Origin of the sequence: Lutibacter sp., assembly GCF_013041805.1 — a bacterium.
Taxonomy (GTDB): domain Bacteria; phylum Bacteroidota; class Bacteroidia; order Flavobacteriales; family Flavobacteriaceae; genus Lutibacter.
Genome location: NZ_JABDRI010000001.1, coordinates 17,163 through 30,328, shown reverse-complemented (window position 1 = coordinate 30,328; position 13,166 = coordinate 17,163). Strand labels below are relative to the sequence as shown.

At 31.7% G+C, this 13,166-nt stretch carries 8 protein-coding genes; all 8 read left to right on the top strand.

Translation table 11 applies throughout. The features are described 5' to 3' along the window. The first annotated feature begins 10 nt into the window (after positions 1 to 10). Positions 11 to 2,038, top strand: a complete 2,028-nt coding sequence (locus HKP59_RS00100; protein ID WP_291802421.1) for a hypothetical protein — start codon at positions 11 to 13, stop codon at positions 2,036 to 2,038. Positions 2,039 to 2,073: 35 nt separating this feature from the next. Continuing rightward, on the top strand, positions 2,074 to 2,979 hold the full coding sequence (locus HKP59_RS00095; protein ID WP_291802419.1) for a glucan endo-1,3-beta-D-glucosidase: 906 nt from the start codon (positions 2,074 to 2,076) through the stop codon (positions 2,977 to 2,979). A 93-nt stretch (positions 2,980 to 3,072) separates the two neighbouring features. Continuing rightward, positions 3,073 to 4,134 (top strand): glycoside hydrolase family 16 protein, encoded by a 1,062-nt coding sequence (locus HKP59_RS00090; protein ID WP_291802417.1) that lies wholly within the window; start codon positions 3,073 to 3,075, stop codon positions 4,132 to 4,134. A gap of 11 nt (positions 4,135 to 4,145) precedes the next feature. Further along, positions 4,146 to 5,624 (top strand): glycoside hydrolase family 30 beta sandwich domain-containing protein, encoded by a 1,479-nt coding sequence (locus HKP59_RS00085; protein ID WP_291802416.1) that lies wholly within the window; start codon positions 4,146 to 4,148, stop codon positions 5,622 to 5,624. Between the two features lie 31 nt (positions 5,625 to 5,655). Beyond that, positions 5,656 to 7,194, top strand: coding sequence for a sugar porter family MFS transporter (locus HKP59_RS00080; RefSeq protein WP_291802414.1), 1,539 nt, complete (start codon positions 5,656 to 5,658; stop codon positions 7,192 to 7,194). Positions 7,195 to 7,222: 28 nt separating this feature from the next. Beyond that, a complete protein-coding gene (locus tag HKP59_RS00075; RefSeq protein ID WP_291802412.1) occupies positions 7,223 to 8,542 on the top strand; it encodes a glycoside hydrolase family 2 TIM barrel-domain containing protein in 1,320 nt (439 codons plus the stop codon). Positions 8,543 to 8,616: 74 nt separating this feature from the next. Further along, positions 8,617 to 12,063: a hypothetical protein gene (locus HKP59_RS00070; protein ID WP_291802410.1), complete on the top strand. Its 3,447-nt coding sequence runs from the start codon at positions 8,617 to 8,619 to the stop codon at positions 12,061 to 12,063. A 63-nt stretch (positions 12,064 to 12,126) separates the two neighbouring features. Beyond that, complete coding sequence (locus HKP59_RS00065) at positions 12,127 to 13,140, top strand: glycoside hydrolase family 2 TIM barrel-domain containing protein (protein WP_291802409.1); 1,014 nt, start codon at positions 12,127 to 12,129, stop codon at positions 13,138 to 13,140. Positions 13,141 to 13,166 lie beyond the last annotated feature (26 nt).

Genomic DNA, 13,166 nt, shown 5'->3' with positions numbered 1-13,166 from the left:
ATAATCAGATATGAAAACATTAAAATATATAGTAAGTTTTTTAAGTTTTGCTTTGATCTTCTTTATTAGTTGCTCAGACGATCTTAATGACGCAAACTTTGTTGATAACATTCAGGCACCTGCAAATGTATCTGCACAGTTTTTAATAACACAAGACAATACAGGATTGGTAACAATTACGCCTAATTCTGAAGGAGGAGTATCCTATAGTGTAACCTTTGGTGATGGTTCAAGTGATGCTGCAAGCCTTAATCAAGGAGAAAGCGTTCAGCATACCTATGCTGAGGGTTCTTATCCAATTGGAATAGAAGCTACCGGGATTACTGGTTTAAAAACAGCCGTTTCACAAGATCTAGTAGTGTCATTCAGAGCACCAGAGAATATACAAATAAATGCTACAATAGATGGGGCTAATCCATTTCTTATGAATGTATCTGCAACTGCTGATTTTGCTACTTCGTTTTTAGTATATTTTGACACATCAAATGATGCTGAAGTACCTACACCTCTAAGTGCAGATGGTTCAGTGAGTTTTGAATATCCAAGTGTAGGAGATTTTACTATAAAAGTAGTAGCTCTTAGTGGGGGAACTGCATCTTCGGAATTAACTCAAGTTGTTACAATATCTTCACCGGTAGAATTACCAATTGATTTTGAAATTTTTGATGCAAGTGTTTTTCAAGGATTTGGAGGAGCTTCTAATGCTGTTATAGACAACCCAGATACTGATGGTAATAGTTCAAGTACAGTTGGTCAAATTGTAAAGGGTGCACCAGAGGTATGGGCAGGTAATGTTATTACACTTTCAGCACCTATAGATTTTTCAACTAAGAATGCTATTAAAATGGATGTTTGGTCGCCAAGATCTGGAGGAAAAGTATTGTTAAAATTAGAAAATCTTGATGATGGTGGTATTTTCTACGAAGTAGAAGCGACAACACAAGGTAACAGTGCTTGGGAAACAGTAACTTTTGATGTTAGTGGTATTGACCTTTCTAAAACATATCAAAAGATAGTATTGTTTTTTGATATAGGATTATCTGGAGATGGAAGTGCAGATTGGACTTTTTACATTGATAACATTAGACAAGATTTTCTGTCAGAAGGTGCATTTGCTAAAGTAATGGTCGAAGATTTTGAAGGAGCAGCAGAATTACTTCCTTTTGGAAATGCTTCTGCAGAAGTTGTTACATTAAATGATTTGCCTTCAGGTTTAGGAATAGTTACTGATAATGTAGCTCAATTTAATAAAGTAAATGGAGCAGAAGTTTGGGCAGGAGTTACAAGAGAACTAGGTACACCTTTAGACATTGCTACATATAGTAATATTAGCGTAAAAACTTGGTCTCCAAAAGTTGGGGCCGTAATAAAAGTTAAAATTGAGAATGCTGATGCTAGTATTACACATGAAGTTGATATGAATTCAACAGTATCGGATGCTTGGGAAGTTTTAAAATATGACTTTAGTGGAGCTGCAGATGCAGATTATGTTAGAGTTGTAGTATTTTTTGATTTTGGTGTTTCAGGAGATGATTCAGTATATTATTACGATAATATAGAGTTAAGTAATAATGGAACTCCACCAACGGTATTTGAAGACTTTGAGGGAGCAGCAGAATTACTTCCTTTTGGAAATGCCTCAGCTGGAGTTATTACTCTTGATGATTTACCTACCGGCTTAGGACTTGTTAATGCAAGCGTTGCTCAATTCACAAAAACGAGTGGAGCAGAAGTATGGGCAGGAGTTACTAGAGAATTAGGTACTACATTAGATTTGGATACTTATAATAAAATAAGTGTAAAAACATGGTCTCAAAAGGTTGGTGCCGTTGTGAAAGTAAAAATTGAGAATGCTGATGCTAGTATCACACATGAAGTAGATATGAATACAACAACATCAGATGGTTGGGAAGTTTTAGAATATGACTTTAGCGGAGCTGCACCTGCAGATTATGTAAGAGTTGTAGTATTCTTTGATTTTGGTGTTGCTGGAGATGGTTCAGTATATTACTTTGATGATTATACCCTTACTAATTAAATCGTAAGAGAATATTAATAATAAAATTATATAAAATGAAAAACATAAAATATATACTAGGTATTTTTCTTACGCTGGCAATAATGACTGGCTGTCAGGAAGATGACCTTACAATAGGAGATCTTGTAGCTCCTACTAATATTGAAATATCTGTAACTTATTTGGATGATACCAATGGTGATGGTGTTGCAGAAGAAACAGCAGCTCCCGGATTAGGTAGTGGTGTAGTTAAATTATCAGCTACTGCAAGTAATGCTTCATCTTTTCATTATGTTATACAAAATGTTACACGACTTCAAACGAATGGGGCTCTAGAGCATACGTTTACTACATTAGGAAATAATACCTATGCTGTAACCGTAATTGCTTATGGTACAGGAGGAATTTCAACAAGTAAAACAATTGAAGTTCAAGCTTTAGCGCTTTATGAGGCACCAGCAGATTTAAAGGAAATGTTACATGCAAATAGTTCAAGAACTTGGAAAATTGCATCAGATTCTCCTAAGCATTTCGGATTGGGTCCAGTAAATGGTTCAATTCAGGCAGAATGGTATGGTGCTGGTCCTGGTGAAAAGGCTCATACAGGTATGTATGATGATAGATATACGTTTAATGTTGATGGAACATTTACGCACGATGTAGGTCCTGATGGTACTGTATTTGGTCGTGAGGTTTTAATTAATGAATTAGGTGGTTCTGGTGGAGAAGCAGAAGGTGCTGATGTTATACAATATGTACTAGATTCTTATACGGAAAATTGGACTTTAACTGCACCAGGTGGAGCTGAAACAATAAGTCTAACTGGTACTGCTTTTATGGGATACTACATTGGTGGTGATCATAAGTATAGAATTCATATGCGTTCTGCTAATGAAATGATTTTAACATCTACTGATGGAAATGGATCTTTTAATTGGTGGTTCACATTAATACCAGCATAGTTTAATTAATAGACTAATTTAAATAAGATAAGAAAGGGTTGATAAGTTCAGCCCTTTCTTATAAAAGTTATTTTTTAGTTTTAAAACTTTTTTATGAAAAAATATACTGTTTTCGCATTTTTTTTACTATCTCTTTCATTGTCAACATTGGTATTATCATGTTCTGGTGATAGTGACACTGATACTAACGTAATTTTATCTTTAGATGTAAGTATTAAAGGTGCAAATGATAGCAATAGCTATGGAGATGGATCAGGGGTTGTAAATTTTAAAGCTACAGCAACTAATGCTGTAAAATATGGGTTTATAATTGACAATCAATCAGAACAAGAAACTACAAATGGTACTTATCAATATACATTTAACGATATTGAAGGAGTTGAAAATCATGAAATAAAAGTTATCGCCTATTTTAGCGCTAACAATTCAATAAATATAAGTAAAACAGTTGCAGTTGCATTTTATAATGGAACACCTCCTATTTGGGCAGATGAGTTTGTTGAAGATGGTGCACCAAATCCTAAAAATTGGAATTACAATCTTGGTGCTGGAGGCTGGGGTAATAATGAACTTCAAACGTATACAAATAGTTCAGAAAATGTTATTGTTGAAGATGGTGTGCTTAAAATAATTGCAAGAAGTGATGGTTCTGGAGGTTACACTTCTGCACGGATAAAATCAGAAAATTTATTTGAATTTACTTATGGCACGGTTGAAGTGCGTGCAAAATTGCCATCAGCGCAAGGTACTTGGCCAGCTATTTGGATGTTAGGTGCAAACTTTGAACAAGTGGGGTGGCCTAACTGTGGAGAAATTGATATTATGGAACAAACTGGCTGGGATAAAAATAAGGTTTTAGCTACCTGCCATTGGTCAAATAATGGTAATTACGCTGGTTATGGTTTAGAAACATCAATCACAAATTCATCTAGTATTTTCCACGTTTATAAATTAGTATGGAGTCAAGGAGGAGCGATTCGAATTTTTGTTGATGATGATGAATATTACGTAATGACAACTGATAGTAGTATGCCTTTTAATGCTGATTTTTTCTTTATTCTTAATATTGCAATGGGAGGAAATCTAGGAGGTACAATCAATCCTAATTTTATCCAATCTACTATGGAAATTGATTATGTGCGTGTGTATCAATAAATACCATTGAAATGAAATTAGTTAAAAAAGTATTTTTGTTTGGAGTTTTTGGATTAATTGTTAGTTGCACTTCAAATGAAACAAAAGAAATAAAAGAAATTCCTAATCATAAAATAGATTATTCAATTTTGAATAGTAAAGTTTATACAACCGCCCAAAATACAGACTTAAAATTAGCGTTTACAGATTCTGTAAAATTTAATGATTTTCAACAGCCGTTGGAAACTCAAGCTTCTATATTAATTAATCCTACAAAGAAGTATCAAACGTTGGTAGGAATTGGTGCAGCTCTTACAGATGCATCTGCAGAAACTTTTTATAAGTTAAGCGAAAAAAACCAAGAACTATTTCTCCAGTCATATTTTACTATAGATAATGGTATCGGCTATTCTTTAGCTCGTACCATAATTCATAGTTGTGACTTTTCAACTAAAAGCTATACATATATAGATGAAGGAGATACTGAATTAAAAACATTCTCAATTGATCACGATAGAGAATTCAGATTGCCATTTACAAAAAAAGCAATTGAAGCTGCAGGAGGTAAATTAACTATGTACGCAAGTCCTTGGAGTCCACCTGCATTTATGAAAACAAACAATAATATGCTTAAAGGTGGAAAATTAAAACCAGAATTTTACCAACCTTGGGCCAATTATTATGCAAAATTTATCAAAGCTTATGAAAAAGAAGGTATTCCAATTTGGGGACTAACAATTCAAAATGAGCCTATGGCTGTGCAAATATGGGAATCTTGTATATATACTGCTGAAGAAGAACGAGATTTTTTAAAAAATTATTTAGGCCCTACCTTAGAAAAAGAAGGTTTGGGAGATAAAAATATTATTATTTGGGATCATAATAGGGATTTATTATTTGAAAGATCAACTATTATTTTAAATGACCCAGATGCAAATAAATATGTTTGGGGTTCTGGTTTTCATTGGTATGAAGATTGGAAAGATGGAACTCCAATATACACGAATGTTGCAAAAGTAAATGAAGCGTTTCCAGATAAGAAGTTGATTTTTACCGAAGGCTGTAATGAAGGTTATGACATAAATAGAATAAATGATCCAAAACTGGCTGAACGTTATGGAAAATCTATGATTAATGATTTTAATAATGGAACTGTAGCTTGGACAGATTGGAATATTTTATTAGATGAAACTGGAGGGCCAAATCACGTTGGAAACCTTTGTTTTGCTCCAGTTCATGGTGATACACAAACAGATGCTTTAACATTTACAAATTCGTATTATTATATTGGTCATTTTTCAAAATTTATTAGACCTGGAGCTAAAAGATTATCTACAGGAACAACAGCAAATCATTTAAGCGCTACTTCATTTATGAACACAGATGGAAGTATTGTTGTGGTAGCTTTAAATGATAGTGATGAGGAGTTAAATTACTTATTATCAATTGATGTAAAAACTGCAAATTTAAAAATGCCAGCACACTCCATACAGACAATTATACTTAACTAACTTAAATTTTAAAGGAAAACAATAATTAATTATGTCAAAAAAAATAATTTTTATCGCATTTGTAGTTTCCTTAGGAGGTTTTTTATTTGGTTTTGATGCTGGAATAATTTCTGGAGTCATGTCGTACGCTGGGCCTGAATTTAATTTAAGCGATGGTCAAACAGGATGGGTGGTAAGTTCACCTTCTTTTGCTGCGATGATTGCCATGCTTATTTCTGGAAGATTGAGCGATATAATTGGTCGAAAAAAGATATTAATAGTTGTTGCATTTTCTTATGCATTATCAGCACTATTATCAGCTTATGCGATTTCGTATGAAATGCTTTATATAGCCAGAATGATTGGTGGTTTTGCTTTTGGTGCCGCACTTATTTTGGCCCCAACATATATTGCTGAAATTTCTAGCGCAAAGAATAGAGGTAAATTAGTTTCTATTCAGCAATTAAATATTGTTCTTGGTTTTTTTGCAGCATTTTTAAGTAACTACTACTTTAATAAATTAAATACAACTGGCGATTCTATTTTTACTGATGAAAATGTTTGGAGATGGATGTTAGGTGTAGAATTAATTCCGGCTGTTTTGTATTTCATTTTCTTATTCTTTGTGCCTAAAAGTCCACGTTGGCTGTATATGTCAGGTAAATTAGAAGAAGCAAAAAAGATATTAAGAAATATATATGGTGCGAAACAAGCTGAAATAGAAATTAGTACTATTGGTGATAATATTAAAAGAAGTAAAAAGTCTTCGAATATATCGATTAAAGAACTGCTAAAACCATCATTACGTTTTATATTAATTGTTGGTTTAGTGATAGGGGTATTACAACAAATAACTGGAATAAATGCAGTTTATTTCTATGCTACGTCAATTTTTAAACAAACAGGAATTGGAACAGATGCTGCATTCTCTTCAGGAGTTTTGTTAAGTTTCACATCAGTAATTTTTACGATTGTTGCAATACTTTTAATAGATCGAATGGGGAGGCGTCCACTGTTATTAATAGGAATGGCAGGAATATCCATAAGTTTATTAATGATAGCTTTTGGATTTAACCAAGCGACCTACAAATTAACACCACAAGAAATAGTAGCTTTTGAAAATTTTGACGGAAATAAATTAAAAGCATTTGAAAATAAATTATATGAAAGTGATTTAGAATTTAAGAGAGATATGAAATCAGCTCTGGGCAATCAGGTTTATGCAAAAAATGAAGGTGCAATTTTAGAAGCTGCTACTGATATGAATCCTGTATTAGTTTTAGTTGGTATTTTAGGTTTTATAGCTTGTTTTGCTTTTTCATTAGGACCAGTTATGTGGGTGTTACTTTCAGAGTTATATCCAAACAAATATAGAGGTTTAGCAATTGGTGTGATTGGATTTATTAACTCTTTTGTTAGTTGGCTTATTCAACAAATTTTTCCTTGGGAATTATCTACGCTTGGTAATGCATTAACCTTCTTGATATTTGGCATAATTGCAGTAGTTGGATTTTTAATTTTATTAAAAATTCTTCCTGAGACAAAAGGAAAATCCTTAGAACAAATTGAATTTGATTTAGTAAAAAACTAAATAAGATTATTATAGTAAAAGATATTAAATGATTAAAATTATAGTGAAAATATTAATTTTTATTTCTTTAGTATTCAGCTGTAAAGATCAACAGAAAAATATGGAGAAAACCGTATTAGAAAAGAAATCTGCAAAAGTAGAATTGGTGAATTCTAACGGTAAATTTGAATTGTTAGTTGACAAAGAGTCATTCTACATTAAAGGAGCTGGACTTGAATTTGGAAATATTTCAGCAGTGGCTGAGCATCACGGAAATTCTTTTAGAACTTGGAGAACTGAGAATGGTCAAAAAAGTGGAAGAGAAGTATTAGACCAAGCCTATGAAAATGGGTTAATGGTAACAATGGGAATTGAAGTTGCTAGAGAAAGGCATGGTTTTGATTATAATGATGAAACTGCAGTTGCAAAGCAATTAGAAAGAATAAAACAAGAAGTTTTAGCTTTAAAGGATCATCCTGCACTCTTAATTTGGGCAATTGGAAATGAACTAAACTTACGTTATACAAATCCAAAAGTTTGGGATGCAGTAAATGATATTTCTAAGATGATTCACAAAATTGATCCAAATCATTTAACAACTACAACACTTGCTGGAGTTCCGAAGAGAGAAGTTAAATTAATAAAAGAAAGAAGTTCAGACTTAGATCTTCTATGTTTTCAAGTTTATGGAGATTTAGTTAAACTACCAAAGTTAATAAAGCAATGCGAATGGGAAGGAGCTTATATAGTAACAGAGTGGGGAGCAACTGGGCATTGGGAGGTTCCAAAAACAAATTGGGGAGCCCCAATTGAAGAAAATAGTACAATAAAAGCAGCCAATTATTTAAAAAGATATCAGTACGGAATTCAGCAAGATACTAATCAGTGTATTGGTTCTTATGTTTTCCTTTGGGGGAACAAGCAAGAAAGAACACCTACTTGGTATGGTCTATTTTTAGAAGATGGAAGTAAAACGGAATCAGTTGACGTTATGCATTATTTATGGAATGGAGAATGGCCAATAAATAGAGCACCCCAAATTCAGTCGTTTTATTTAAATAATAAAACAGCTTATGAAAATGTAAATTTAAAAGCGAACGAACCATATGTTGCAAATTTACAAATTCAAGATATTGAGAATGATGAATTAGAATATAAATGGGAGATATTATTTGAAGCTACAAATGTAAGTGATGGAGGAGATTTTGAACAAAAACCTGCTTCAGAAAAAATAGAAATAATAACTGTCGATAATGGTGTTTTAAATTTTAAGGCACCAAATAAAAAAGGAGTATATAGGTTGTTCATTTATGTGTATGATGAGGGTAAAAACGCTGCAACTGCTAATATCCCTTTTAAAGTAATTTAGAATATAGTAAGTATAAAAATAGTCCTACAAAAGTAGGTTTAGAAAAAATATAATAAACGAATAATACTAAAAGTATGTATATAGGAGATAGAAAAGCTTCATTTGAAAAGAATGAAGTTAAAGGCACAACAGTCACTATTGATGGAGAAATTTTTAATAAAATTTCAAATGTAGATGAAATGAGACCTTTTTTTATGAGTATTGTGAGTAATTCAGACCATTGGATGTTTATCTCAAGTAATGGTGGATTATCGGCAGGTAGAAAAAATAGCAATCATGCGTTGTTTCCGTATTATACAGATGATAAAATTACGGAATCAGCCGAGATTACAGGTAGTAAAACTATTTTACAAGTTGAAATTAAAGGGAAAACCTATTTATGGGAACCATTTTCTAGTAAGTACATAGGTATTTATAAAATTAATAGAAATTTGTACAAGAATAAGTTTGGGAACAAAGTTATTTTTGAGGAAACCAATAATGATTTAGGATTAACTTTTAAATATGAATGGTGTTCGAGCAGTAAATATGGATTTGTAAAAAAGTCAACCTTAAATAATAATACAAATTCACCTTTAGCGATTAAAATTTTAGATGGAATTCAAAATATTATTCCTTATGGAGTTGGAGAAGATATACAAGCCATAAGAAGTAACTTGGTTGATGCTTATAAAAGAAGCGAGCTTGAGGCTGAAGTTGGATTGGGGATATACGCTTTAAGCGCTATTATAGTTGATAAGGCAGAACCAAGTGAAGCATTAAAATCAAATATTGTTTGGTCTGTTGGAATAGAAAAACCGACCTATTTAGTTTCATCGTTACAATTAGATAATTTTAGACGTGGAAAAGAAATTCATCAAGAAATTGATGTAAAAGCTGAAAAAGGAGCCTATTTTACGTGTTCAAATTTCACGTTAAAAGCACAAGAAAATAAAAATTGGATGTTGGTTGCAAATGTAAACCAATCTATAAGTGCAATTAATGAAATTAAAGAAACAATTAAAACTGAAAAAAATATAATATCCTTAATTCAAGACAATATTGAAAGAGGTACGAGCAAATTGGTTCGATTAACTGGAGCATCAGATGGTATACAATTAACTAATGATGATCAGATTAACTCAAGACATTTTTCAAATACGCTTTTTAATATCATGCGAGGTGGTATTTTCGATCATAATTACCAAATTGAAAAGAATGATTTTATAAAATATATTAAAAAAGCGAATAAGAATGTTTTAAAGAACCATACTAACTTTATAAAGCAGCTACCAGATTTATTTTCTCTTAGTTTCTTGAAAGATGCTGTATATCAAAACGAAGATAAAAATTTCAAAAGACTTTGTATAGAATATATGCCTTTGAAATTTAGTAGAAGACACGGTGATCCAAGTAGACCTTGGAACAAATTTTCAATAAACACAAGGAATGAAGTTGATGATTCTAAAATTTTAGACTACGAAGGGAACTGGAGAGATATATTCCAAAACTGGGAAGCGTTAGCGCATTCATACCCTGAGTTTATTGAAAGTATGATTCATAAGTTTTTAAATGCGTCTACATTTGATGGATATAACCCATATAGAGTTACAAAGGATGGATTTGATTGGGAAACAATTGAGCCTGATAATCCTTGGTCTTATATTGGGTATTGGGGAGATCATCAAATTATATATTTATTGAAATTTCTAGAATTTATTGAAAACTATTATCCGAATAAATTAGCTAATTATTTCAATACAGAGCTTTTTGTGTATGCGAACGTTCCTTATAAAATTAAAAGTTATCAGGAGATCTTAAAAAATTCAAAAGACACGATAGAATTTGATGCGGAATTAGATGAAAAAATAGTTCAACAAAAAGAGGAAATAGGTGCAGATGGAGCGTTACTAAGAGGTAAAGATCAGTCCATATATAAAGTTAATTTAATAGAGAAGCTTTTAGCAACTGTTTTAGCAAAAGTATCAAATTTTATTCCTGAAGGAGGTATTTGGATGAATACTCAGAGACCTGAATGGAATGATGCAAATAATGCGTTGGTAGGAAATGGAGTTTCTATGGTAACCTTGTATTATTTGAGGAGATTCTTAAAATTCTTCGATGAGGTGATTTCAAAATCAGAAGTAAACAATGTTGAAATTTCAACCGAATTGCTTGCATTCTTTAATGGAGTTACAGAAACGTTAGAGAATCATAAAAATATATTAGCTAGAAAAGTTTCAGATAAAGATCGAAAAACGGTGTTAGATGGACTTGGAGTTTCAGGTAGTGCCTATAGATCAGCTATTTATGCTGATGGTTTTTCTAGTGTTAAAAATACAATCACTAAAGAGGATTTATTAAACTTCACAAAAATAACCCTGCAATATATCGATCATTCAATTGAAGCGAATAAAAGAGTTGATAATTTATACCATGCGTATAATTTAATGACGGTTGAAAGTAAAGATGAAGTATCAATTTCATATTTACCTGAAATGCTAGAAGGTCAAGTTGCCATTTTAAGTTCAGGGTATCTTTCATCTAAAAATAGTTTAGAACTCTTAGATAGCTTAAAAGCAAGTGCATTGTTTAGACCTGATCAATATAGCTATATTTTATATCCGAATAAGGAACTTCCAAGGTTTAGTGATAAAAATAATATTTTGGAAACAGATGTTAATAAATCACCTCTTTTAACAGAATTAGTTAAAAAGGGTAATGTTCAAGTAATTGAAAAAGATTGTACAGGACAATATCATTTTAATGGAAGTTTTAATAATTCAAATAGCTTAAAGCAAGCTTTGAATGAATTACCAGATGAGTACAAATCCTTATTAGAAAATGAGACTGAGCACGTATTAGATATTTTTGAAAAAATATTCAATCATAAAGCATTTACGGGCAGATCAGGAACTTTCTTTGGGTTTGAAGGACTTGGTTCTATTTATTGGCATATGGTTTCAAAATTATTATTGGCAGTTCAAGAAACTTGTTTGAGTGCTATAGAACAAAAAGAAAATGATGTGCTAATTGGGAAAATGTTTGATCATTATTTTGAAATATATGAAGGTATTGGAGTGCATAAATCACCAAAATTGTATGGTGCATTTTCAACAGATCCATACTCACATACTCCAGCAGGGAAAGGGGCTCAACAACCAGGAATGACAGGTCAAGTAAAAGAAGATATCCTAAGTAGAATTGGGGAATTAGGAGTTTTTGTTAAAAATGGAAATGTTCAATTCAACCCGCGATTATTAAGAGGTCATGAATTTTTGAAAGCATCTAGAATATTCAATTATTTTAATATTGATAAAGAGTTAAAGAAAATAGAATTAGAAGCAAAGTCGCTTTGTTTTACGTATTGCCAGGTTCCTATAATTTATAAATTATCATCAAAAAATGGAATTGATGTAATTAATAATAATGGTTCAATTGTTAATTTTGACGAATTAGTTCTTGATAACGAAAGAAGTAATCAGCTTTTTAATAGAGCAGGTGAAATAGAACAAATCATTGTTTTTTTAAAAGAGAATTAATCTAGTTGGTTAAAAAAATAAGAAGCAATTTAATATAAGTGTTAAATTTTAAAAAGTTTTGAAATGATACATAAAATTAAAATTATAGTATTTCTTCTAGTAGTTATGTCTTCGTGCTCAACTGTAGTTGAAAATTTAGATGTAAAAATAGTAGATAAGCAATTAATAGTTGATGAATCTCCTTATTTTATTAAGGGTATTTGCTATCACCCAGTTCCAAAGGGTAGTGATCAGCGAAGTTTTAATAATTTGACAAATGATTTGGCTTTAATGGTGGATGCAGGGATAAATACAATTCGAGTGTACTCACCCGTTGATGATAAAGCAGTTCTTGATGAAATTCATAAGGCAGGAATTAAAGTTATTATAGGATTTGGATATAATCAAAATGGAAATTTTGATATACTGTCGGGCTCATTTGCAGATTATATAAACAAGTATAAAAATCATGAAGCCATTTTGTTTTGGGAGTTAGGGAATGAATATAATTATCATCCAGAATGGTTTGAAAATGATATTTCAAATTGGTATACTTCATTAAATAATGCAGCTGATGTTATTCATAGCATAGATAAAAATCACCCTGTTGCGACAGCTCATGGTGAATTGCCTGATAGTTTAGCTATAGCTGCAAGTCCAAATATTGATATTTGGGGAATAAATGTCTATCGATGGGATAATCCTGAAAGTTTATTTTCAGAATGGGATGCTATAAGTTCAAAACCTATATACTTATCTGAAGCTGGAGCTGATAGCTATATGACTATTTCTAAAAATAATTTTGAACAAGGAGAGAATCAAGATGCTCAAGCAGCAGCCACCAAAAATATACTGGAAACTATTTTTAAGTCAAAAAATCGTTCGTTAGGTGTTACATTATTTTCATTTACCGATGGCTGGTGGAAGGCTGGTGATAATGCTACTCAAGATCCAGGAGGTTGGGCACCAAATAGTAGTGGAGTGCCTTATGACGGAAGCCCTAATGAAGAATATTGGGGAATTGTTGATATTGATAGAAACAAGAAAAAAGCTTACAGTATCGTTCAACAAATTTATAAAGAAACGAATACAAACTAATTTCATTAAAAAAATAGCTATCTCAT

Bases quoted from the DNA above. Each gene is read 5' to 3' on its own strand.
- HKP59_RS00095 (WP_291802419.1), top strand. From the start codon at position 2,074: ATGAAAAACATAAAATATATACTAGGTATTTTTCTTACGCTGGCAATA.
- HKP59_RS00065 (WP_291802409.1), top strand. From the start codon at position 12,127: ATGATACATAAAATTAAAATTATAGTATTTCTTCTAGTAGTTATGTCT.
- HKP59_RS00090 (WP_291802417.1), top strand. From the start codon at position 3,073: ATGAAAAAATATACTGTTTTCGCATTTTTTTTACTATCTCTTTCATTG.
- HKP59_RS00075 (WP_291802412.1), top strand. From the start codon at position 7,223: ATGATTAAAATTATAGTGAAAATATTAATTTTTATTTCTTTAGTATTC.
- HKP59_RS00080 (WP_291802414.1), top strand. From the start codon at position 5,656: ATGTCAAAAAAAATAATTTTTATCGCATTTGTAGTTTCCTTAGGAGGT.
- HKP59_RS00070 (WP_291802410.1), top strand. From the start codon at position 8,617: ATGTATATAGGAGATAGAAAAGCTTCATTTGAAAAGAATGAAGTTAAA.
- HKP59_RS00085 (WP_291802416.1), top strand. From the start codon at position 4,146: ATGAAATTAGTTAAAAAAGTATTTTTGTTTGGAGTTTTTGGATTAATT.
- HKP59_RS00100 (WP_291802421.1), top strand. From the start codon at position 11: ATGAAAACATTAAAATATATAGTAAGTTTTTTAAGTTTTGCTTTGATC.